The organism is Devosia sp. SL43 (assembly GCF_021729885.1).
Taxonomy (GTDB): domain Bacteria; phylum Pseudomonadota; class Alphaproteobacteria; order Rhizobiales; family Devosiaceae; genus Devosia.
This window is the reverse complement of the sequence record NZ_CP063401.1, coordinates 2,936,948-2,958,389: the sequence shown is the minus strand read 5'-3', so window position 1 is coordinate 2,958,389 and position 21,442 is coordinate 2,936,948. Positions and strand designations below refer to the sequence as shown.

General features: G+C 63.3%; 21 protein-coding genes. 14 read left to right on the top strand and 7 right to left on the bottom strand.

Annotation, left to right across the window (positions count from 1 at the left end):
* Positions 1-99 precede the first annotated feature (99 nt).
* The 3 genes from IM737_RS14595 to IM737_RS14585 all read left to right on the top strand — a co-directional run bounded on the left by IM737_RS14595 (position 100) and on the right by IM737_RS14585 (position 1,703).
* Positions 100-1,011 (top strand): LysR substrate-binding domain-containing protein, encoded by a 912-nt coding sequence (locus tag IM737_RS14595; protein ID WP_236894878.1) that lies wholly within the window; start codon positions 100-102, stop codon positions 1,009-1,011.
* A gap of 183 nt (positions 1,012-1,194) precedes the next feature.
* Complete coding sequence (locus IM737_RS14590; RefSeq protein WP_236894876.1) at positions 1,195-1,410, top strand: cold-shock protein; 216 nt, start codon at positions 1,195-1,197, stop codon at positions 1,408-1,410.
* A 71-nt stretch (positions 1,411-1,481) separates the two neighbouring features.
* Complete coding sequence (locus tag IM737_RS14585) at positions 1,482-1,703, top strand: hypothetical protein (RefSeq protein WP_236894868.1); 222 nt, start codon at positions 1,482-1,484, stop codon at positions 1,701-1,703.
* Between the two features lie 253 nt (positions 1,704-1,956).
* Here IM737_RS14585 and IM737_RS14580 read toward each other — a convergent pair whose 3' ends face one another.
* Positions 1,957-5,052: an alpha-mannosidase gene (locus IM737_RS14580; protein WP_236894866.1), complete on the bottom strand. Its 3,096-nt coding sequence runs from the start codon at positions 5,050-5,052 to the stop codon at positions 1,957-1,959.
* A 297-nt stretch (positions 5,053-5,349) separates the two neighbouring features.
* Here IM737_RS14580 and IM737_RS14575 point away from each other — a divergent pair, with 297 nt between their 5' ends.
* From IM737_RS14575 to IM737_RS14560, 4 genes are all read left to right on the top strand, one after another.
* Positions 5,350-6,501 carry an extracellular solute-binding protein gene (locus tag IM737_RS14575; RefSeq protein ID WP_236894864.1) on the top strand — a complete coding sequence of 384 codons (1,152 nt, stop codon included), beginning with the start codon at positions 5,350-5,352 and terminating at the stop codon, positions 6,499-6,501.
* Between the two features lie 82 nt (positions 6,502-6,583).
* Positions 6,584-7,420 carry an ABC transporter permease gene (locus IM737_RS14570; RefSeq protein ID WP_236894862.1) on the top strand — a complete coding sequence of 279 codons (837 nt, stop codon included), beginning with the start codon at positions 6,584-6,586 and terminating at the stop codon, positions 7,418-7,420.
* Positions 7,417-8,229 (top strand): ABC transporter permease, encoded by an 813-nt coding sequence (locus IM737_RS14565; protein WP_236894860.1) that lies wholly within the window; start codon positions 7,417-7,419, stop codon positions 8,227-8,229. The genes IM737_RS14570 and IM737_RS14565 overlap by 4 nt, the downstream gene beginning before the upstream one ends.
* A 31-nt stretch (positions 8,230-8,260) precedes the next feature.
* The gene (locus tag IM737_RS14560; RefSeq protein WP_236894858.1) at positions 8,261-9,289 is read left to right on the top strand and encodes an ABC transporter ATP-binding protein; all 1,029 of its coding nucleotides are present in this window, start codon (positions 8,261-8,263) and stop codon (positions 9,287-9,289) included.
* Here the strand turns inward: IM737_RS14560 and IM737_RS14555 are convergent.
* Entirely contained in the window at positions 9,286-10,557 is a 1,272-nt protein-coding gene (locus IM737_RS14555; RefSeq protein ID WP_236894856.1) for an ROK family transcriptional regulator, read from the bottom strand. The two genes, IM737_RS14560 and IM737_RS14555, sit on opposite strands and share 4 nt — an antisense overlap.
* Positions 10,558-10,731: 174 nt before the next feature.
* Between IM737_RS14555 and IM737_RS14550 the strand changes: the two genes are divergently transcribed.
* Both IM737_RS14550 and IM737_RS14545 read left to right on the top strand, forming a co-directional pair.
* Positions 10,732-10,881 (top strand): hypothetical protein, encoded by a 150-nt coding sequence (locus IM737_RS14550; RefSeq protein ID WP_236894847.1) that lies wholly within the window; start codon positions 10,732-10,734, stop codon positions 10,879-10,881.
* Positions 10,882-10,931: 50 nt separating this feature from the next.
* Positions 10,932-11,540 carry a hypothetical protein gene (locus IM737_RS14545; protein WP_236894846.1) on the top strand — a complete coding sequence of 203 codons (609 nt, stop codon included), beginning with the start codon at positions 10,932-10,934 and terminating at the stop codon, positions 11,538-11,540.
* Here IM737_RS14545 and IM737_RS14540 read toward each other — a convergent pair.
* Positions 11,469-12,149 carry a hypothetical protein gene (locus tag IM737_RS14540; RefSeq protein ID WP_236894844.1) on the bottom strand — a complete coding sequence of 227 codons (681 nt, stop codon included), beginning with the start codon at positions 12,147-12,149 and terminating at the stop codon, positions 11,469-11,471. The genes IM737_RS14545 and IM737_RS14540 overlap by 72 nt on opposite strands.
* The gene (gene fni, locus IM737_RS14535) at positions 12,146-13,171 is read right to left on the bottom strand and encodes a type 2 isopentenyl-diphosphate Delta-isomerase (protein ID WP_336886206.1); all 1,026 of its coding nucleotides are present in this window, start codon (positions 13,169-13,171) and stop codon (positions 12,146-12,148) included. Before fni ends, IM737_RS14540 begins: the two co-directional genes overlap by 4 nt.
* Positions 13,172-13,328: 157 nt before the next feature.
* Here fni and IM737_RS14530 point away from each other — a divergent pair, with 157 nt between their 5' ends.
* From IM737_RS14530 to IM737_RS14510, 5 genes are read left to right on the top strand one after another with little or no spacing between them, the layout of a single operon-like run.
* A complete protein-coding gene (locus IM737_RS14530) occupies positions 13,329-14,261 on the top strand; it encodes a polyprenyl synthetase family protein (protein ID WP_236894840.1) in 933 nt (310 codons plus the stop codon).
* A complete protein-coding gene (locus tag IM737_RS14525) occupies positions 14,258-15,205 on the top strand; it encodes an ABC transporter ATP-binding protein (RefSeq protein WP_236894838.1) in 948 nt (315 codons plus the stop codon). Before IM737_RS14530 ends, IM737_RS14525 begins: the two co-directional genes overlap by 4 nt.
* The gene (locus tag IM737_RS14520; protein ID WP_236894836.1) at positions 15,202-16,404 is read left to right on the top strand and encodes an ABC transporter permease; all 1,203 of its coding nucleotides are present in this window, start codon (positions 15,202-15,204) and stop codon (positions 16,402-16,404) included. Before IM737_RS14525 ends, IM737_RS14520 begins: the two co-directional genes overlap by 4 nt.
* Positions 16,405-16,417: 13 nt before the next feature.
* Positions 16,418-17,173, top strand: a complete 756-nt coding sequence (locus tag IM737_RS14515; protein WP_236894835.1) for a fatty acid desaturase — start codon at positions 16,418-16,420, stop codon at positions 17,171-17,173.
* A 13-nt stretch (positions 17,174-17,186) separates the two neighbouring features.
* Positions 17,187-17,717, top strand: coding sequence for a sterol desaturase family protein (locus IM737_RS14510; RefSeq protein WP_236894834.1), 531 nt, complete (start codon positions 17,187-17,189; stop codon positions 17,715-17,717).
* On the opposite strand, the gene IM737_RS14505 is transcribed toward IM737_RS14510, so the two are convergent.
* Genes IM737_RS14505 through crtY form a run of 3 tightly spaced genes read right to left on the bottom strand, consistent with a single transcriptional unit; the run spans position 17,718 to position 21,318 of the window.
* Positions 17,718-18,641 carry a phytoene/squalene synthase family protein gene (locus tag IM737_RS14505; protein WP_236894832.1) on the bottom strand — a complete coding sequence of 308 codons (924 nt, stop codon included), beginning with the start codon at positions 18,639-18,641 and terminating at the stop codon, positions 17,718-17,720.
* Positions 18,638-20,131 carry a phytoene desaturase gene (locus tag IM737_RS14500; protein WP_236894830.1) on the bottom strand — a complete coding sequence of 498 codons (1,494 nt, stop codon included), beginning with the start codon at positions 20,129-20,131 and terminating at the stop codon, positions 18,638-18,640. The genes IM737_RS14505 and IM737_RS14500 overlap by 4 nt, the downstream gene beginning before the upstream one ends.
* The gene (gene crtY / locus IM737_RS14495) at positions 20,128-21,318 is read right to left on the bottom strand and encodes a lycopene beta-cyclase CrtY (RefSeq protein WP_236894827.1); all 1,191 of its coding nucleotides are present in this window, start codon (positions 21,316-21,318) and stop codon (positions 20,128-20,130) included. Before crtY ends, IM737_RS14500 begins: the two co-directional genes overlap by 4 nt.
* Positions 21,319-21,442: the final 124 nt, after the last annotated feature.

Here is a 21,442-nt window from a genome sequence, read left to right as displayed (position 1 = left end):
TCTTCGTAGTGGTGGTTGTGCATTTCTCGTGGTCTTTTATGCGCCTCTGCCGCAGGGTGAACAATGGACAAGGTCGCCGGTTAAATATAGAAAATCTATATGACAAACCCCTTTCCCATTCCGCTCAACGCGTTGCGCGCTATCGAAATCGTGGCTCGTCGCGGCGCATTAGCCCCTGCGGCAGATGAACTGGGCGTGACTATCGGCGCGGTGAGCCAGCATTTGCGGCGGGCCGAGGAGCGGCTGGGCATGGAGCTGTTCGAGCGCACGCCCAATGGCTTACGGCCCCTGCCGGCGCTCAAGGCGGCGCTGCCGCAGCTGACATCGGGCTTTACGGCGCTGCAGGATGGCCTGGCGAGCCTGAAGGGCAGCGACGAAGCCATCCTCAACCTGACGGTGGGGAGCGTATTTGCCTCGCGCTGGCTGATCTGGCGGATCAACAAGTTCACCAGCCTGCATCGCGACATCGAGATCAGGCTCAGTGTGACGGCGACCATGTTGGATCTGGGGCGCCCCGATATCGACTGCGGCATCCGCTACGGGCACGGCAAGTGGCCGGGGGTGACGGCAGAACTGATCGGCGGCACGCGCTACCAGCCGGTCTGTGCTCCTGATGTCGCCAATCGGCTCAAGCATCCTGCCGATCTCAAGGACGTGCCTGTGATCCAGGATGCAACGACGATGCTGAGCTGGGAGGCGTGGCGCAAGGAAGTGGGGCTCGGTCCTGATATCGACCTGACGGGGCCGATCTATTCGGATGCCTCACTGGCTTTCGATGCAGCGATATCAGAACAGGGCGTACTGATGGCCGCCGACATGATGAGTGCCGATGCCGTCAGCGACGGACGGCTGGTGCGGCCGTTCGAGCATGCGGTGGAGGGCCCACTCGGCTATTGGCTGGCGGTGGCCAAGGGGCGGCGCGAAAGCACCAAGCTGCGGGCCTTTCGCGCCTGGCTCAAGCAGGAGGTCCCGGCCAGTGTGCGGGGCTATGTCTATCAGAGCCGGGCGTAAGACTTGCTTTCAACTCGATTGCCTGCCACAATCAAAAATACGTTTACAGCCCAAGTCGGCTGCCTATTGCCGGTCATTTCCGGTCCTCGGCTCACTGATCAATTTGCGAACGTCTAGACCCAGCCTGCATGTCGCCGGCCGGGAACTGCTCGCTCGCTATGTACGAGCCAAGGAAATTCAACAATGGCCACCATCAACGGTACCGTAAAGTTCTTCAACGCCACCAAGGGCTTCGGCTTCATCACGCCGGAATCTGGCGGCAAGGACGCATTCGTCCATATCTCGGCTGTCGAGCGTGCCGGCATCCAGGGCCTCTATGAAAACGACAAGGTGAGCTACGAGCTCGAAGCCGGTCGTGACGGCAAGGAATCTGCGGTCAACCTGTCGCTGATCAAGTAATCAGCAGCGTAACCGCTGAAATCGAAAAGGCCGTTGCCCAAGCAACGGCCTTTTTTGCCAAGGAGGCCATGATGAAACACAAGTACAAGGTCGGCCAATCGCTTGAGCTGCTGCCCAACCGCGGCGCGAGCAGCCGGAAGGCAGGCACGTGCAACGTCGTGGCGCTGCTGCCGTTCGAAGGCCACGCGCTGCAGTATCGGATACAGGCAACGACCGAGACCCATCAGCGCATCGTCAGCGAAGGCGACCTCACGGCGCCCCGGGACGAAGCTCCCGCACTCTTCTCAGCCTAAATCAATCGAATGCAGGGCGAGCTTGTCGAACCACAAGCTCGTGGGAGACAGGCCGCCCCTTGCTCGACCTCGAGCTTCGACGGGCACAGGACGAGATCTCCGATACCGTCCATCAAACACGATCGGGCCGCCCGAATGCGAGGGCTAGGCCCAATCAACATTACGGCTTCCGCCTTAGCATTGGCCCAGAGCGCGTCGCCAGACCACCTCCACCCTGGACCTTCCGATCGGCACGGCCAAAGGCCTATCTGCTTCAGAATTTTACGCTGATCAGTTGGTAAGGTCGCAGCCGGTCCACATGTACGTCCCGGACCTCCCGCTCGAGCCCGTCGACGACGGTCGCCGTTCGGTCAGTCGGCATGGCGAGACCGAAATGACCGCGCCGGCCGGCGGATTCGGAGAGCCTCAACACATAATCGGGGCCATCTTCGGACGGTTTGAGGGCGTGAAAGCGCATCTGCTGGCCCTGCCAGCCGACGGGCGCGATGTCGTAGGCCTCGTCGGCCTCGGCATGGACGATGCGGAGCGGATCACAGACGAGATCGGCCTCGGCCTGCACGGCCTGGCTCCAATGCCTGCCGTCATGAGGGAGCAGTGCGTAGGTGAAGTCGTGATGCCCCTCGTCGGCCAGCATGTCCGGAAACATGGGGCCGCGGATGAGGCTGATGGTGAGGACGTTCCCCTTGGCCGAGAAGCCATATTTGTCCGACGAGAGCAAAGCTGCGCCCCAATCGGTCTCCGCGAGCGAGGCGAAGCGGTGGCCGCAGGACTCGAACTGTGCCTGTTGCCAGGTGGTGTTATCATGCGTGGCGCGTGCGGTTGTGCCGATGGCCTGGTCGAAGTGGGCCTCCCCGGCAAGCACCGTGACCGGGAATTCAGCGCGCAGATAGGTGCGCCGGTCATGCCAGTCGATGCTGGTGACGAATTCCAGTCGCGGGCTATTGGCCCATAGTCTCAGGCGCTGCTCGATCCGGCTGGAGCCCAGTGTGCGCAAGATCGTGATTTCGGCCAGATGCGGCCCTGAGGCGGTGACCGTCATGCTGTCGAGCGCCAGCAGTTCCTCGCCGCCCAGCGCGAAACCGGGTTCGATATCCCAGGCGTCGAAATTGCGCGGCAGGTCGTTGCGATAGACCATCAGGCGGTTGGCGGCGCCATCCACCAAGTCGCGCCCGCAACGCTTGTCGAACAGGCTGACGACACGGCCATGAGCGTCAAGCCGGACGCGAACCAGGTCGTTTTCGAGACCATCGGGGCTGGCGGTAACGCCGCCAGCGTTGGCCTGGGCGACAAAGCCAATGGAAAGCGGCGTGAGGGGGCGGTTCGAGGTGACGGCATAGCCCCCGGCAATGGCCTGGGGCGCCAGGCTGGCCGGAAGGGGTTGTGCGGAGACGACCTGCCAACTTGTCTTGGCGCTGCCCGAGAGATTGGCGACGGCCAGACCCTGCAGGCGCCCCGAACCGCGCCGGGCTGCGGCAAGCGCGGCGAGCTTGGCCCGAGCGATGGCTTCGGTGCGCTCAACGATGCCGCGCAGTTCGGGCTCGGTCTGTTCATAGACTTCGCGGATGGACGAGCCCGGGAGGATATCGTGGAACTGATTGCGCAGCATCAGCACCCAGTCGTCGGCGAGATCGGGCAGGTCGGTATCGGCGCCCTCGAGCGCAGCGATCACACCAAGGGCCTCAGCGGCCACGAGGCCAAATTCGGCGCGGCGGTTGAGCTGCTTGGTACGACCCTGGGTGGTGAGGGTCGCCCGGTGATATTCGAGATACATCTCGCCGCTCCAGGTGGGGAGCGCGGCCCCGGCGAGATCGACGGCGATCCTGTCGAGATGGGCCTGGATATTGCCGTGACTGACGGTGGGGATGGCGGGCATCAGGTTGATGAGCGCCATGCTCTCGATCTGGTCGGGGTCCGGGCCGCCACCGCCATCACCCCAGCCATAGGTGGCGATCACGGTATCGGTCAGGTCCTTGCCCTTGTGCTTGCCCCAGACTTCGGCCAGGGCGCCGGGCGTCATCCACATGTTGTAGCCATCGGCGTCATAGGCATCGAACGTATGGGTCATCACCTCCGAACCATCATTGCCGCGCCAGCGGAAGAGGTTCTCGGGGAGCTTGTTGGTCTCGTTCCAGCTTACCTTGATGGTGACCAGCGCCTCGATGCCGGCATGGCGCATGATCTGCGGCATGGCGCCGGTAAAGCCGAAGGTATCGGGCAACCAGGCGGTGCGGCTGATGGCGCCGAAATAGCGTTCGAAATCGCGCTGGCCAAACAGGAATTGGCGCAGGAAGGCTTCGGCAGAGGGCATGTTGGTGTCGCATTCGATCAGCATGCCGCCGATCGGCTCCCAGCGGCCCTCGGCGACCCAGCCACGCACGGCTTCGAGCAGCGCCGGGTTTTCGTCCTCGATATGGCGATAGAACAAGGACGAGGATTGCAGGAACGTGAAATCGGGATGCGCGGCCATCAGCGCGTTGACGTTCGAAAAGGTGCGAACGATCTTGCGGACCGTCTCGGGCTGGGGCCAGAGCCAGGCATAATCGATATGGGCATGGCCGGTGGCCAGCACCTTGCCCATCTTGGGATAGGCCGCCCGCAATTGGGTGAGGGCCGCATCGAGCTGGATGATGGCGCCGCGCACCGAGGCCAATGCCGGCTCGCCGATGGGTGCGGGCGTGTCGGTGGGCTCGAAACTGCGCTCCCAGATGTCCACCGCCCATTTCTGGCCGGCCAGCCGCGGGCCGACTTCGTCGGTGGCGGTGGGTAGTCGCAGGCCGGAAAGGGCAAGCTCGACCCCTTCGTAGAGCGCGCGCGCCAGTTCCTGATCCTCGACGGTCAGGATCGTGTCGCGGACGATCTCGACGCGCCGCCGCAGGGCGCGGACCTCGGGATGAAAGGCGAACAGTTCGGCCCGGACAAAGACCGGGTCGCGCTGTGGAATGCCGAACAGCGAACGGGCCGCGACCTCGGCCTCGATGTGGAAGGGCTCGCTTGGCACCGGCGCAAAGCGCGGGTGGCGCGGATTGGCGCCAAAGCTGGTGATCTCGCTGCCATCGGCACGGATGAGGCGCACCAGGGCCTCGCCGCCGAAATCGAGCCGCAACTCAACCTCGCCCACCGCCTGAGCCGGATCGACGAGCGCCGTCGTGCGGAAGCAGTGGATGCCAAACCGGTTGTCCCAGGGCGCGCCCGGACCGATCGGGCGGGCGGGCGCATCGGGGGCCGCAACAGACCATTGGGCGATTGGGTGGCGCCGTAGCACTTCCCAGGCAGCCAGTTCACCGGCCCAGACCTCAAGGTGGCTCTGCAACTGGTCAAGGCTGCGCTGGCGATCACGGTAAAGTCGCATCATCCCTCGTCAAAAATCACGGTCGAACGGCGTCATCACCTAAAACGAAGCGCTCGGCTCGCACAATGGTGATATTTAATCTTCAGTGAGGATAAAAAGCCGCATCACCAAAGGCAAGCATGGGCAAGGGATTTGGCAATCTAGCGGCGAAAGCAGGGCAACAAGGGACGCTTGACTTCCACAATCAAGTTCATGTTAGGTATTTAAATGGGCCGGTTAGCCCAGATGGAGCGCCCGAAGGAGTAGGGCCGATCCGCACGCCTTGGCAGGGAACGCAACCACTTGGAGGGTATACTGATGAAGCGCCGCGAATTCCTGATGACGTCCACCGCCGCGGGCGCCGTCGCCCTGTCCACGGGTCTGATGGGCGGCCGCGCCTTTGCGGCCCCCGGCGTGCTGGACGTATTCTTCAACAGCGACGTCAACGTCGTCGATTTCTGGACCATGAACGTCAAGCCCGGATTTGAGGCAGCCAATCCGGGGGTTACCCTGAACCTGGTTTCGGGCGGCGGCGGCGCACAGATGAATGCCATCGCCGATCGCGCGATGGCGGCCCTGCAGACCGCTACCGATCCCCAGGTGGACTTCATGGAGGCCATGGGGCCCTACTACCCTGCCGGCGCCATCGATGCCGGGCTCTGGGTGGATTTCTCCACTGCGGGCCTCAGCAATTTTGGCATTGTGAACCCCGTGGTGATGGAGAGCAAATGGGCTTTGCCCTATCGCGGCTCGCAGGTCGTGATGTTCTACAATTCCGAGAAGATCGCGACGCCGCCCTCGACGTTCGAGGAGCTGACCGCCTGGATCAAGGCCAATCCCGGCCGCTTTGCCTATGCCCGCCCCGATGTGGGTGACTCGGGCGCCTGCTTCATCGAGCGCGCCCTGCAGGAGGTGATGGGCAAGGACCTGTCGCTGTTCACCAATGACAATTTCACGCCCGAATATGCCGAGCCGATGTTCGCCAAACTGTGGGCCTATCTCAACGATATCGCGCCCAGCCTTTATGGCGAGGGGCAGTATACCGGGGGCAATACGCCCTCGATCCAGCTGCTCGCCAGCGGTGCCGTCGACATGACGATCGCCTGGTCGGACATGGCGCTCGAGGCCATGCGCAAGGAAGTGGTGCCGCCTTCAGCCGCCGTTGCCCAGCTCAAGGACCTCGCCTTTGTCGGCGGCTTCTCCGGCGTGGTGGTGCCCAATAGCGCGGCCAACAAGGACTTGGCGCTCAAGCTGGCCGACTATGTCATCTCGCCTGAAGTGCAGAACAAGGTGGTCAGCGAATTGGGCGGCTTCCCCGGCATCAATTGGGAGGCCATGGACCCCGAGCTGCAGGCCAAGTTCAAGGATGTTGCCCCGACCTCGATTCCGAGCTTCCCCGGCGGCACCTGGGAACCGCCGCTGTTTGACGGCTGGTATCGCAATGTCGGCGTCGGCCTTAGCGCGGGTTGAACGCAGTCGTCAGCGGAGGGCCGACGTCGTGAGTGAGCAAGCGTTGCCGCACCCCGTCGCCAGCACCAGGAGGAAGCTGCCATTGGGCCTTCTCCTGGTCGCTTCTCCGATCCTGCTGATCGTGGGCGTGCTGTTCATCCCGGCGCTGCGCAGCATCATCGGGACGCTTCAGGTGCCCGGTGCAGACGGCATCACGCAATGGTCGCTGGCGAACTATGGGACGTTCTTCAGCGACCCCTATACCCTGTCCAACCTGGCACAGACGTTCTGGACGACCTTCGTCACGCTGTTCCTGCTGATGCTGGTCAACGTGCCCATCGCTCTCTATCTGCGCTTCGCGCGTGGACCGCTGGCGACGTTCATCCAGTTCACTGCCCTCTTTCCGATGTTCGTGCCTGGCATCGTCATCTGCTATGCGCTGATCCAGTATATGGGTCCGAACGGCTTGCTGCAGTCGATGCTCAACCAGGTCGGCTTCATCTGGTATCGCACGCCCTATCTGACCCCCTGGGGACCGGTAATCGGGCTGGTCTGGGACGCCATGCCGTTCACGCTGCTGGTGCTGGCGGCCGGGGCCGGCGGTATCTCGACACCCTCGATCGAAGCAGCGCGGGACCTGGGCGCGGGCAAGCTGCGCATCTTCTGGAGCATCATCCTGCCACAGATGGCCAACTCGATCCTGGTGGTCTGCGCGCTCGACTTTTTCTACCTGTTCTCGTCGGTGCTGCAGCCGCTGCTGCTGGGCCCGGCAACGCCGGAACTGATGGGGCCCTATATGCTGCGGACCTTCATTTCGGTGCGCGACCCGGTCGCGTCATCGACCCAGGCCACCGTCACCTTTCTCATCTGCTCGGTGGCCGGCTACGTCTATGTGCGGGCAATGGCCCGGCGGCAGCGCGACGAAGGAGCGGTATCATGAGATGGCTGCGCCGTTTCGACCTGACCGGCTGGCTGTTGGCCATCTTCCTGTTCTTCTTCGTGGTCATGCCAATCCTGACCGTGCTGCTCTGGGCCTTTGCCGAGCAGTGGTTCTACCCCTCCCTGCTGCCGACGCGCTGGGGCTTCAAATACTGGGGGCAGGTGCTGGCGCGGCCCGACGTCTGGGCGGCGCTCTGGACCTCGCTGCAGCTCACGTCCATCGTCACCGCAATCTCGGCAGCGATCTGCCTGCCGGCAGCCTATGCTTTCGCGCGGCTCGACTTTCCGTTCAAGCAGACCCTGTTCATGTCCATCCTGATGGGCAATGCCTTCCCACGCTTCGCGCTGGTGGTGACCATCGCCGTACTGTTCCTCAGTCTCAATCTGGTGGGCACCTGGACCGGCATCGTGGCCATCCAGCTCGTCACGACCATCCTGATCATGGTCTGGTTGCCGACTGCGGCGTTCAAGTCGGTGAGCCGAAACATGGAAGAGGCGGCGCGCGACATGGGCGCCAACCCGCTGCAGGTGTTCTGGTATATCACGCTGCCACAGGCCTTTCCCACCATTGCCGCTGCAATCCTGATGACCTTTGTGTGGACCTTCTACGAGACCGAAGGGGCCTGGTTGATGGGTGCGCCACGGGTGCAGACCACACCGCTGCTGATGGTGCAGATGATCCGCAGTGCGCTGGTCGTCCAGTATGGCGCAGTGCTGACGGTGATGCTTTGGGTGCCTTCGCTCATCGCGCTGCTGCTCGCCCGGCGCGTACTGGGATCGGAAACCTTTGCGCGCGGCATGGGCGGCTGAGCGCGCATTCAACTTCACCACGGGACACCCTATGGCCGGCCTTTTTCTGCACGACATCTCCAAGCGCTTCGGCACCACGTCGGCCGTCGATCCACTATCGCTGGAAATTCCCGATGGTGAACTGGTCTGCCTGCTTGGCCCGTCCGGATCAGGCAAGACGACGCTGCTGCGCATGATCGGGGGCTTTGAGGAGCCCTCCAGCGGCCAGATCATGATCGATGGCGTTGACGTCGCTGACGTGCCCCCGGAGAAGCGGCCGACCGCGATGGTGTTTCAGAGTCATGCGCTGTGGAGCCACATGAATGTCTTCGAGAACGTTGCCTTCGGGTTGAAGCTGCGGGGACGGCCGAAGACGGAAATCCGCGACAAGGTCATGGCGACGCTCGAACTTGTCGGCCTGGCGGGCTATGAAAGGCGCATGCCGCGCCAGCTTTCGGGCGGGCAGCAACAGCGTGTCGCCATCGCCCGCTGCCTTGTGATCGAGCCCAAGATCCTGCTGATGGACGAGCCGTTTGCCAGCCTCGACCAGCATCTGCGCGAGCGGCTCCGTGAAGAAGTGCGGCAGATCCAACGCAAACTGAGGATCACCACCGTGTTCGTAACTCATGGCCAGGACGAGGCCCTGGCGCTGGCTGATCGTATCGTGGTGATGTCAACCGGGCGGATAGAGCAGGTGGGACATCCCGACGAGATCTATGCCAATCCGGCGACCAAGTTCGTCGCCGGTTTCATCGGTTCGATGAACCTGATCGAGGCCAATATCGCCGGCGGCCGGGCCCTGGGCGGGGGCTTTGATGTCGCCGCTCCGGTTGAAGACGGGGCGGCGCTGCTGGCGGTACGGCCCGAGGATTTTGCCCTGGCGAGCGAGGGGCCGCGCTTCAGCGTCGATCGCCTGGTCAATGCCGGCGCCTATCTCATCGCCGAGGCCAGTGGCGCCGACGGCACCAAGGTGCGCGTGCTGCTCGACAAGACCCATCCGGTGCGCGAGGGCGACAGCTTGACTCTGCAGATACGCCGGCATGCCCTGTTCCGCGGAGAGGACGTGCTCTACCGATCCTAGCCACCGGCGTCGCTTGCCACCAGATCGAAGGGGCGCTCGTCGCGCGGGATCTGCCGCACGTAGAGATGGCGGAAATTGGGGCTGGTATTGACGAAGATGGGCAGCATGGCGCCGCCGCTGGCAGCAGCATCCTCTACCAGTTCAGCCGCCGCCAGGCGCGGTCGAAGGCGATCGCGCCGCGCCGCCGGGGTGGCGCGCAAGGGATAGGCGCGCTCGACCAGCGATTCCACCAATTGGCGCGGCAGCGAGCCACCCGCGACGATGAATTCGGGGTCGAACATCACTTCGATGATGGCGACCACGTCGCGCAAAGCGCTGGCCGCCCTCGCCACCCATTCCATCAGCCGGTGATCGCGGACGGCATGCAGCCGGGTGATCATGTCGATGGTGAGTTCGCTTTCATCGACGGCAAGGGCTGCAGCGATGCCACGGAGCGACAGCACGTCTGTCGTCTGCAAATCGGGCCAGACGGGCGAGCCATCAAGTCCGAAGACGGGTAGCAGACCGGCTTCGCCCGCATTACCGCCAAAGCCCTTGAACGGCACGCCATCGATGATGAGCCCACAGCCGGTGCCGTGCCCGATATAGAAATAGGCAAAAATGGCGTTGGTAATGTCCTGCCGGTGGAAGCGCTCGCCGATGGCCGCCGCGGTCGCGTCGTTCTCGACCAGCACCGGCAGGCCGCAGAGGGCGCGCAGGTCTTCGGCGAAGGAGATGTTGCGCCAGGCCTCCCAATGCGGCATGGCAAAATTGAAATCGTAGATGTCCGAACCAAAGGTCGGCAGGACCAGACCTACACCCCAGACACGGTTGCGCGGTGCCTTGGCGACGGCGAGCGCCTCGTCGATGGCGCGGGCGATGCGGGCCAGCGCATCCCTGGGATCGGCGGTGTCGAAGCTGAGTTCGCGCCGGACCAGCTCGGTGCGCTTGAGATCGCACACCACCAGCACGCAGAAATTGCGGTCGATATGGACGCCGACAGAATAGCCGGCCTGCGCATTGGGCTCGAGATAGATCTGCGGCTGGCCACGCAGGCCGCTGGAGCGCCCGGCTTCAACGATCAATTCCTGCTCGATCAGCTCGCGCGTGATGGAGGAAATAGTCTGCGGCCGCAGTCCCACGAGACCCGCAATCTCGACGCGGCTGATCGGTCCACGCTGAAAGATCGTCTCGAAAACCAGACGCCGATTGAAGGTGCGCGCGTCCTCGATCCGGCTCCCGTCGACGATGGCGCCGCCGAGCTCGATGGGTTTTTTCGATTCAAGCATGCGGGAAACCTGATTTTGCGTTCTAGCGCATTTTCGCGATTAAATTCGGAGGCGGAATACGAGCGAACAAACTAAAAAACTATACGAAATGAGGGGGCTTGAGCCAATACCAGTCTGCATATTGCACGGCCGAAGATGCAATGACACCGCGAACAATTTCATAGTATGGAATTAATGCAGTTTGAGGGCGCTGAGCGGGTCGTTGCAGCGCTGTTCACGGTGGCGCTGCTCACGCCAGCGTCGCCCAGCCGTACACTTGGCCAGATCGGCCGGCCCATGGCCGCCCGCACAGGCGACCAGATGTTGGCGGACTGCCCCGCTTGACGCCGCTGCTGCGCCGGACACAATGTTGCGGAAACAGGCCAGGGCCAGACATGCGTTTTTACCGGATCGCCGGCCTGCATCGCTTTGCACTCATGCTGGTCGCATGGCCAATCGTGGTGGGGCCGGCTGTTGCCACGGCGGCCGCGTTTCCGCAGATGGACGTCGAGACCATCAGTGGCCTGGCGCTGGACCTGCCCGAGGCGTTCGCTGACGGGCCGAGCATCATCGTCATCGTTTATGATCAGAACCAGCAGCCGGAGGCCGATAGCTGGGTACCGTTCCTGGATGAAATGACGGCTGCCAGGCCAGAAGCGCGCTACTATGTTCTTCCGGTTCTGGCCGCTGGCCTCAGCATGGTGCGCGGCATGGTCGAAGGCATCATTCGGAGCACGGCGAAGGACCCCGTGCAGCTTGACCGGACTATTCTGCTGTTCACCGATGTCGGAGCCCTGCAAGAGCAGCTCGCCATCGACGGTACATCTGCGGTGCATGTGCTTGTGCTGGATGATGTAGGTGAAGTGGTGGCGACGGCGTCTGGCGCTTTCTCACCCATCAATGGCCAGATCGTCGACGATGCGTTTGCCGCGCTAGACGGTGGCGAGATCGGCAATCCGCCCGGTGGCGAGCAAGAGATGGATAGTCTCGAACAGCTCCGCTGAACCAGCGACGTCCGGGGTGGCAGGGAAGGCTACGCCGACCGTCAATCGCGTCTTGTCGGTACGACGATCCACCGATGCGGCAATGCTGAGTTCGGTGTTCCCACCACCGGGTGCAAACACATACTCCTGCCTGAACAGCCGAGCGTGGGCCTGCCAATCTTCATGGCCAAGCCAGTGCAGGAAACCGGCATGATCCGCCTTGTCCGGGAGCTCTAGGTCGAGCACCGCGCGGTGATTGACAAGCGAGGCGGCCGCTGCAGCTTCCAGCCTTTCGACGCAGACTCTGAACTGGGCAAGAGCGCTCGGCACCGGTTCGCCCTTTGCACTGGCCAGCAGACGCAACTGTGAATGATCGTTGTCCACGCCGATGCGCAGGTCGACGGCGATTCCGTCGCTCATGCCACGCGCCCAACTGCGGCAAGGCATGCTCGCCGTGGGAAATTTGTTGCGATGGGCGTTGGTCGCGCCAAAGCCGAAGACATCGGCGAATAGTTCGGCAGCGTCGCCGCGAGGTTCGCTGCCGCGCCATGAGAACACCATGCTCCGGCAAATCCAGCCAAGATCGCCAGCACTGGGGGCGTGCTCCAGCCGTGTCGACTCCGCGATCATCCCATCACGCCTTTCTGCAAGCTCGCCGTCCGCAAGGCCGTCAGGTCAATTGATGATGTACAGAAGCAGGCGACGCGGAGTTGAGCCACGACCACGGACAGGTGGGCGATTACGGCTTCGGGGGAAAGCGTGGCGGCGTGCAGCACGCCGGCGGCCTGGCCAACAATGTCAGCGCCAAGACGGATGGCCTTGGCGGCATCGAGGCCGTTGCGAACCCCGCCTGAACCCACAATCACCGTATCGGGACACGCTGCCCGGGCCTCGGCAATGGCGTGCGCCGTGGGCTGGCCCCAATCCACGAACGCCCGCGCTATGGCTGCCTGTTCAGGCGTTTTGGACCGCTCGGCCTCGACAGCAGCCCAACTGGTGCCACCGGCGCCGGCAACGTCGATGACGGCAACGCCCGCATCGACGAGCCGCCTGGCCAGGCGCGCCGATATGCCGGCGCCGACTTCCTTGACGACCAGGGGAACGCCCAACGTCCCTGCAAGGGCCTCGATCTTGCCAAGCAGACCTCGCCAGTTGCGGTTGCCCTCCGGCTGCACGGCTTCCTGCAAGGGATTGAGGTGGATGATCAGCGCGTCGGCGCCGATCATGTCGACCGCGCGCCTGGCCTCGTCGACACCGAAACCGAGATTGAGTTGTGCCGCGCCAAAATTGCCAAGCAGCGGAATATCGGGAGCGTGTCGGCGCAACTCGGCGCCAAGCCCTGCCAGTTCGCGGTTTTCCAGCGCAACGCGTTGGGAGCCAACGGCCAGTGCCAGACCCAGGCTCTGGCAGGCTATGGCGAGGTTCTCGTTGATGACAGCCGCCCGAGCCGGACCACCGGTCATCGAGCTCACCAGCAGGGGGGCGCTGATCCGTTTGCCGAGGAAATGCGTAGTCAGGTCGATCTCGTCCATATCGAGCTCGGGGAGAGCCGCATGTTCAAAGACGATTTCGTCGAAACCGGTGGTTGCCTGAGAGCCGGCCCTGCCGCCGAGGACGACGTCGAGGTGTTCATTCTTGCGATCAGTCAGCAATGACGTCCCCCGCCCGCGACAAACACATATCTCCGCTGACCACCTTAGCATTCGCTTGCAGGAATCAAACGGCTCACTTCCGATCCTTCTCTACTTACGTCGGCGCCAAGTTTCTGGTTCACTGCTGTTTGATCAGTCTGCTTGGGGAGACCCATCGATGACATCTTCGGGCCTATTCGTCGAAGGCAGCCGGAAACTGGACGATGATCTGACGGACCCGGGTGATATTCGCGCCGCGGTGGAACAGCGTCTTGCCAGTTTGATCGATCTGCAGGCGAGCGTGCCCGGCAATCTGCATGCGGCGCTGCGGCATGCCTTGTTGGGACACAGCAAGCGCGTTCGGCCGGTGATGATGTTCATGATCGCTGAGCCGCGTAATGCCCAGATTGGCCCGGTGCTCGATGTCGGCTGTGCGGTGGAGATGGTCCATACGGCATCCCTCATCCTGGACGACCTGCCCTGCATGGACGACGCGACTTTGCGTCGGCAGCGGCCAACCACGCATATTGCGTTCGGCCAGCCGACCGCCATCCTCAGCGCCATAGCGCTGCTGACGCGGGCCTTTGGCATCATCGCCGCTCTGGAGGACGTGCCGGCGACCACCCGTACGCGGCTCGCTGCGGTGCTTTCCGATGCAGTGGGGTGGGATGGCCTCGTCGCCGGTCAGGAAATCGACATCAACAACCGCGCCAGCCTGCAGGACGCCGAGCAGGTGGAAAACCTCAACTGGCTCAAGACCGGCGTCCTGTTCGTGGCAGCTGCCGAGATGGGGGCGATCCTGCGCGGCCTCGAAGCTGAGCGCCTGGAGGCGGTCAGACGGTTCGCCCGGCACTTCGGCCTGGCCTTCCAGACCGCCGATGACCTGCTCGACCGCACCGATACGGCGGAGCAGGCCGGCAAGGATGTGGGCAAGGATGGAGACAAAGCCACGCTGGTTTCCCTGTTCGGCGCGAGCCATGCTCGCATGACCTGCCAGCAGCACCTTGCCCATGCCGAGCAGGCCCTGGCGGATAGCGGCGTCTCCGCGGCACCTGTTCGCGCTTTGATGATGCGGCTGTTCGACGCCCGCCAGCCGGGTTCGCCGCAGTGAACGGACAGCCTGCCGCGCTCACCATCGCCGATTTGCGCATCCGCTACGGTGATCGCGACGTGCTGCGCGGACTGAACCTGAGCGTTGCGGCGGGCGAAATCTATGGCCTGCTCGGCCCTAATGGCGCGGGCAAGACCACGCTGATCCGCACTATCTGCGGGCGCCTCCGCCCTGTCGCCGGAAGTGTCACCGTTGCAGGCCTTCCATCCGGCCGGGAGGCGTTGCGCAAGATCGGCCTCGTGCCGCAGGAGATTGCGCTTTACGGGCATCTGACCGTTCGGGAAAATCTGGAGGTCTTTGGCCGGCTATCGGGCATGAATTCGGCGGCGACCAAGGCGGCCATAGAGTGGGCCAGCGAGGCCGCCAATCTGACCGAGCGCCTCAAGGACAGGATCGAGATCCTGTCGGGAGGGTGGAAGCGTCGGGTCAACATCGCCGCAGCCATCCTGCATCGACCTGCACTGCTCATTCTCGACGAGCCAACCGTCGGTGTCGACGTCGACGCCCGCAACGGTTTGCAGGACGTGATCCAGCAGTTGAGCCAGACGGGAATGGCAGTTTTGCTGGCGACGCACGATCTCGACCAGGCTGAGACCATCTGCACCACCGTCGGCTTTCTGCGCAGCGGCGTCGTGGCGCCGCAAGGTGCTCCGCGGACGCTGGTCGAGACGACATTCGGTGGGCGGCGCGAAATCATCCTGGAACTGAGGCATGTCCCTTCAGCGAGCCAGGCCGTTACGCTCGGCCAGGCCGGATTCTCGGCGACCAATGGGGGCGTGACGTGGTCCATGCTCGGCCGTGCTTCGGACGGTTCGGCGGAAGAGCTCACGGTTGCGCTCGAGGAGGCCGGCATAGCGACCCGTGAGGTCAGGCTGCGTGAACCGGGGCTCGACAGCCTGTTCGTGCAACTATCGCGCAGTCCGGACCTGGAGACCGCGCAATGATCCTGGCCATGCTTCGCGTCATGGCGCTGAGCCTGATCCGGGATCGGGGTGCGCTGGTCATGGCGTTCCTGCTGCCGCCCACCATCTTCGTAATCTTCGCCGCAATCTTTTCAGGCACCAGCGGCGATGAACTGCGCCTGCAGGTCGTCCTGGGCATCAGCGAGAGCTCGAGCCTGACGGAGCGACTGGAAACGGCCCTGCGCGCCGAACCATCTTTGCGCATACTGCCGAGCACGGCGGCTGACGAAGAGGCAGTCGTCGCGGTCGTAGAAAGCGGGCAGGCAGACGTAGGGCTGTTGCTGCGCGGTGACCTCAATGAGACCAGCGCGGCACCGGCCGTCGTATACGTCGATCCGGGCAAGGTGATGGCCGGGGCGATCCTGTCGGGCCAGGTGCAGCGCCTGATCGGGCTCGAATTGCCGGATCTGGCGCTGTCACGCACGGCGCCCACGATTGAAGCGCTGGTGGGCGGCTTCACACCAGAACAGTCGGCGCGCCTTGCCGCCGCGATTGAGCAGCTTGCCACCGATGGCCCGACCGAAGACGGTCAGGCCGGCATGATCGAGTCCCAGACCGTGGGTCCACAGAATGGCTCTGGGGCGACGGTCACCTATTATGCCGGTGCGGTGGCCATCCTGTTCCTTCTGTTCTCGGCCATGCAGAGCGCGGCCACGCTGATCGAGGAGCGCCATTCGGGCATTATCGATCGCATCGCGGTCGGGCCTGCGGGCACCGATGTCGTGGTGCTCGGCAAATTTCTGTTCCTGACGGTCCAAGGCATCGTACAGGTGGGCCTGATCTTTGCCGTGGCGGCGCTCGTCTACCAGGTCGATGTGCTGCAGCATGCCGGTCTTTGGGCGATGACCACGCTGGCTGCGGCGGCCGCCGCCTCGGGCCTGGGGCTGGCCGTCGCGGCGGCGTGCACCACCAAGCAGCAGGCCCAAACAATCTCCACATTCGTGGTGCTAGTCTGTTCGGCCATCGGCGGGTCGATGGTGCCACGCTTCATGATGCCACCCTGGCTGCAGGATATCGGCTGGTACACGCCGAATGCCTGGACCATCGAGGCCTATCATGGCGTGCTCTGGCGCGGCGAAGACCTGATGGATCTGCTGCCGGAACTTGGCTGGTTGCTGGCGATGGCCGTCGTCGGAACCACGCTGGCCCTGCTGGTGTCGAGGCTGCGACTGCGGCTCTAAGGAATAATCGGACATGGCGACATCGACGATTGATAGCCGGGTCAGCGGCGCCAATACAGCGGTCGGTCTGGTGCTGGCAGGCCTTGTCGTCGGCACATGGCTGACCGTCCATATCAGCGCGATCTTCCTGGTCGATTGGACGGCCAACTCGCTCTGGCTGGCGGCTCCCGTTGTTGTCGCCCTGCAATGCTGGCTGAGCGTCGGCCTGTTCATTGTCGCCCATGACACCATGCACGGCTCACTGGCGCCGCAGCATCCGTGGCTGAACCGCGCCATCGGCCGGTTCTGCGTCTTCATCTATGCCGGCTTTTCCTACGACAAGCTCTACGAGAACCATCACGCCCATCATCGTAATGCCGGCACCGCCGACGATCCGGATTTCGATATCGAACATTCGTCGAGCTTCTGGCCGTGGTATTTCAAATTCTTCCGCCATTATTTCGGCTGGCGCGAATTCGGCGTGCTGACTATCGCCGTCGTCATCTACCTGTTCATCCTGCGCGAGCGCTTTCCCAGCATGCTGGTCTTCTGGGCCCTGCCCGCATTGCTGTCATCGGTGCAGCTTTTCTATTTCGGCACCTATCGTCCGCACCGCATCGATGAGGTCCCGTTCAGCGATCGGCACCGTGCCCGTAGCAACGATTTTTCGCCCTTGATGTCTCTCCTGACCTGCTTTCATTTCGGCTATCATCATGAGCATCACGACACGCCATGGGTGCCGTGGTGGAAATTGCCGGCTCAACGTCGGTCGGCAATCAACCAGGAATAGCCTGAGGTCGAGAATGGATAGCGTGTTGCATTATCTCATCCCCACCCTGCTGGTTGTGGGGACGGTTGCCTTCATGGAATGGTTTGCCGCCTGGTCGCATGAGCACATCATGCATGGCTGGGGCTGGGGCTGGCACAAGTCCCATCACGAACCGCATGACGAGGCCCTGGAGGAAAACGACCTCTATGCCGTCGTTTTCGCCGGCTTCGCTATCGCGCTGTTCTGGATCGGCGCCACCTGGTTCTGGCCGCTTTGGTGGATCGCCGTCGGCATAACGATCTACGGCATCCTCTACTTCTTCATGCATGACGGGTTGGTGCATCAGCGCTGGCCGTTCAAATATGTGCCGCGCAGGGGCTATCTCAAGCGCGTTTATCAGGCGCACCGGCTGCACCACGCCGTGGAGGGACGCGATGGCTGCGTGTCCTTCGGCTTCGTCTATGCCGAACCGGTCGATAAACTGGTCGCGAAACTACAGGACAACAAGCGCGGGTTTGACACCAATGCTCTGAAGGATGAGGAGCAGCGGCCGTCGGCGAATTGATCAGGGACGCTGCCAGAGGCCCGTACGCGGCGTGTTGCGCTTGATGACCCGTGTCACGCCCACATCGCCGAGGGCGAGGCCGAGCAGAGCGAGCTTTTCGGCCTTTGTCGTCGAGACGCGCTGGTTCCAGGCTGCCGGACCACCCGCCCGCAATTTGCTGCCGATGGCACGGTAAACGCGCCGCGCAGCCGCGATCGCCCAGGCCGAGCGTGCGGGGAGCGCGGCCATGCCGATATAGGCGGACGCGTAGTAACGTTCGGCGAGGTCGAGGAGCTCCAGCGCGGCTGCGTGCAGCGCCGGCCGCTGCGACAGGTCATCAGCGTCGATCCGCGCGATACCGTGCCGACGCAGGATATCCGCCGGTACGTAAACGCGGCCCACACGGGCATCGTCGATCACGTCGCGGGCGATGTTGGTCAGCTGGAACGCCAGGCCCAGATCGCAGGCCCGGTCCAGCACCTTAGGATCACGCGCGCCCATGATCATCGCCATCATCACGCCGACCACGCCAGCGACATGGTAGCAGTAGTCGAGTGTGTCGCCCGTCGTGGCATAGTGCCGATTAGAGACATCCATCTCGAACCCGGCCAGTAGCTCCTGCGGATGGCGGTGCGGGATCTGGTGGCGCTGCACGACGCGGCGCAAGGCCTCGAAGGTCGGATCGTCGGTGCGTTCGCCATTCAGTGCCGCGGCTGTCTGGTGGCGCAGCAGATCGAGGCGCTGGTGTTGGCCGTCACGAAAATCGTCTTGCTGGGCGTGACCCAGGGTCTGTCCGTCGACGACGTCGTCGCAATGCCGGCACCAGGCATAGAGCATGACAGCGTCGTCGCGCGTCGCCTTGTCGAACAGGCGTGCCGCCGCCGCAAAGCTTTGCGAACCCTGCGCAATGGCGACTTCGCTATTGGCAATAACGGCATCGCTCATGCCTGTGCATCCTCGATCATCAGGCCGGCGGTCGCCTTGGCGGAGCCAACGACACCGGGAATGCCGGCACCCGGATGGGTGCCTGCACCGACGATATAGAGATTGGAAATCTCGTCGTCCCGATTATGCGGTCGGAACCAGGCGCTCTGGGTCAGGATGGGCTCGACCGAGAATGCCGACCCCAGATGGGCGTTGAGCTCGTCGCGGAAATCGAAGGGCGTGAAATGGCGCACCGTCACCAGATCGTCGAGCAGGCCGGGAATGTAGCGGTCGTTGAGATATTTGAGGATGCGGTCGCGGTATTTCGGCCCCTCGACCGCCCAGTCGATATCGGCAGTGCCGAGATGCGGCACCGGCGACAGCACGTAATACGCACTCGACCCAGCCGGGGCAAGGCTGTCGTCGGTCACCGACGGCGCATGCAGGTAGAGCGAGAAATCATCGGCGAGGCCATCGGCCTTGAAGATGTCGGCGATCAGATCGCGATAGCGCGGCCCGAACAGCACCATGTGATGCTTGAGCTCGGGATGCGTTGTCTTCAGCCCGAAATAGATGACGAAGAGCGACATGGAAAAGCGCTTCTTTTCCAGTGCCTTGGCATTGGCCTTGCCGCGCTCCGTATCCCGCAGCATGTGCTTGTAGGTGTGGACGACGTCCGCATTGGAAGCCACCTGGTCGAAGACGTGGCGGCTGCCATCCCTCAGCATCAGCGCCGTAACGCGGTCGTTGCTGGTCTCAAGGCGATCGATTTCCGCGTTGAGATGCACCTTGCCGCCGAGATCCTCGAACAGCTTCACCATGCCGGCGATCAACGCCCCGGTGCCGCCCTTGGCAAACCACACGCCCCCCTTGCGCTCCAGGGCGTGGATCAGCGCATAGATCGACGACGTCTGAAACGGGTTGCCGCCGACCAGCAGGGAGTGAAAGCTGAAGGCCTGGCGCAGCTGGTCGTCCTTGATGAACTGGCTGACCTTGGAATAGACGCTGCGATGGCTTTCGAGGCGGACCAGTTGCGGCGCCGCCTTGATCATCGACCAGAAATTGAGGAAGGGCACCGTGCCCAGCTTCTCGTAGCCCTCGCAGAACAGGTCCTCGGAATAGGCGAGGAACTTGCGGTAGCCCGCGACATCCTCCGGCGATTTGGCAGCGATCTGGCGATCGATCTCGGCCTGATCGTCCGCGTAGTCGAAGCGATAGCCGTCTTCCCAGCACAGTTGGTAAAAGGGCGTCACCGGCAGCAGGGTCACATAGTCCGACAGCTTTCGGCCGGAAAGCGCCCAGAGCTGTTCTAGACAGTCTGGATCGGTGATGACGGTGGGGCCGGCATCGAAGGTAAAGCCATCATCGGCATAGACATAGGCGCGACCACCGGGCTTGTCGCGCTTCTCGAACAGCGTCGTCGCTATGCCGGCGCTCTGGAGCCGGATCGCGAGGGCCAAGCCTCCAAAGCCTGCGCCGATGACTGCTGCGGTCCTGGTTGGCGAGTTCACGGCTTCTCCGGCTTGAGCAGGGGCGCTTCTCGCAGACAGGCGAGAGCGCGGTGGATGGGAACCGGCGGCTTGCCGATCAGGATACGGGCAATGTCTGTCCAGCTTGTACGGCCGGCATAGAACCTTTCGATCAGTGGTTTTGGCAATTTATAGAAGCGCTGCAGCACCAGGTGCCGCCGCTCCGGCCGCGCCGCCCTAAACAGCATGCGATTGAGCAGCCGATAGAACCGCTGCTGCCGGTTCCGCGTCACCGCGTGATCCCGTATTCTGGGCGCAAGTTCGGCACTGCCGATCGGCCAGGCCGAGGCGACCAGATTGGCGACCCTGACCGCTTCGGGCAGGCTGTAACCGGTCGTCGGGTGGAACAGCGCGGCGCGCATGCCCGCCTGTGGCACGTCGCGGGGTTTGCTGGACCAGAAGCGTTCGGCGTCATGCGCCAGCGCGATAGGCAGCACCCCATGCTCCTCGCGGACGACACGCGCAATGGACCAACCTTGCGCCGTCGCATAGGCGGACACATCGGCCGCCAATGCCTGCAGGTCCAGTGCCTCGCCATCCGAATAGCGCGTGTCCTCGATCAGGACGCGTGTCGGCGAAAAGGGCAGCAGATAGACAAACCGGTAGCCATCGCGCTGGTCGACCGAAGCATCCATGATCACAGGATTGACCAGGCCATGCGGCTGTTCGGTCTCGATCTCGAGGCCGACGAATTTCTGGTAGCCCAGGGCCAGCGCGTCACTCGGCTGGTAACCGCGCGCGTCGATGACGCAGGCACCATCGATGCGCGTTCCATCCGCGAGGGTGACGTGATCGGGGCCCACTGCCACCGCAGCGCTGCGCTTTCGCAGGTCTAAATTGGCGAGCTGCGACATCGCACTCGCGACCGAAGCCGACGTCAGAGTCGCGTAGCCGGACTGCAATTGGCGCCGCAGATTCTGAAACCGAACCGATTGCGCATCCCAGCGATGGGCAACAAGGGGGGCGAGCCACGCCAGGTCTTCGGCTTCGACGTCGGCCTCGTGGAACGACCAGGTGTGTTCGCCAAACGGCGTCTCACCGGCCTCAAGCATGACGATCGCCGGACCATTGCCGCCATGGGACAGCCGCTGCGCGATCAGCGCGCTAGCCAGGCCCGCGCCGACCAGGATCAACGGCAGGTCGGAAGGGTTGTTTGGCGCTGAAATCATGAGCTGGAGCTTAGCGGCTTTTTGGGCGTTGTCACGCAGCGCGGGCGGCTATGAGCACCGCCAATCCGCATCGGGCACTGCTGCGTATCAGCTTCTATCGGCACGAATGCGCGGGCCGACCGAT

Excerpts from the sequence above, each read along its gene's own strand:
- IM737_RS14585 (WP_236894868.1), top strand. The coding sequence starts at position 1,482 with ATGAAACACAAGTACAAGGTCGGCCAATCGCTTGAGCTGCTGCCCAAC.
- IM737_RS14550 (WP_236894847.1), top strand. The coding sequence starts at position 10,732 with ATGCAGTTTGAGGGCGCTGAGCGGGTCGTTGCAGCGCTGTTCACGGTG.
- IM737_RS14580 (WP_236894866.1), bottom strand. The coding sequence starts at position 5,052 with ATGCGACTTTACCGTGATCGCCAGCGCAGCCTTGACCAGTTGCAGAGC.
- IM737_RS14505 (WP_236894832.1), bottom strand. The coding sequence starts at position 18,641 with ATGAGCGATGCCGTTATTGCCAATAGCGAAGTCGCCATTGCGCAGGGT.
- IM737_RS14565 (WP_236894860.1), top strand. The coding sequence starts at position 7,417 with ATGAGATGGCTGCGCCGTTTCGACCTGACCGGCTGGCTGTTGGCCATC.
- IM737_RS14540 (WP_236894844.1), bottom strand. The coding sequence starts at position 12,149 with ATGATCGCGGAGTCGACACGGCTGGAGCACGCCCCCAGTGCTGGCGAT.
- crtY (WP_236894827.1), bottom strand. The coding sequence starts at position 21,318 with ATGATTTCAGCGCCAAACAACCCTTCCGACCTGCCGTTGATCCTGGTC.
- IM737_RS14515 (WP_236894835.1), top strand. The coding sequence starts at position 16,418 with ATGGCGACATCGACGATTGATAGCCGGGTCAGCGGCGCCAATACAGCG.
- IM737_RS14590 (WP_236894876.1), top strand. The coding sequence starts at position 1,195 with ATGGCCACCATCAACGGTACCGTAAAGTTCTTCAACGCCACCAAGGGC.
- IM737_RS14555 (WP_236894856.1), bottom strand. The coding sequence starts at position 10,557 with ATGCTTGAATCGAAAAAACCCATCGAGCTCGGCGGCGCCATCGTCGAC.
- IM737_RS14545 (WP_236894846.1), top strand. The coding sequence starts at position 10,932 with ATGCGTTTTTACCGGATCGCCGGCCTGCATCGCTTTGCACTCATGCTG.
- IM737_RS14575 (WP_236894864.1), top strand. The coding sequence starts at position 5,350 with ATGAAGCGCCGCGAATTCCTGATGACGTCCACCGCCGCGGGCGCCGTC.
- IM737_RS14595 (WP_236894878.1), top strand. The coding sequence starts at position 100 with ATGACAAACCCCTTTCCCATTCCGCTCAACGCGTTGCGCGCTATCGAA.
- IM737_RS14510 (WP_236894834.1), top strand. The coding sequence starts at position 17,187 with ATGGATAGCGTGTTGCATTATCTCATCCCCACCCTGCTGGTTGTGGGG.
- IM737_RS14530 (WP_236894840.1), top strand. The coding sequence starts at position 13,329 with ATGACATCTTCGGGCCTATTCGTCGAAGGCAGCCGGAAACTGGACGAT.
- IM737_RS14560 (WP_236894858.1), top strand. The coding sequence starts at position 8,261 with ATGGCCGGCCTTTTTCTGCACGACATCTCCAAGCGCTTCGGCACCACG.
- IM737_RS14520 (WP_236894836.1), top strand. The coding sequence starts at position 15,202 with ATGATCCTGGCCATGCTTCGCGTCATGGCGCTGAGCCTGATCCGGGAT.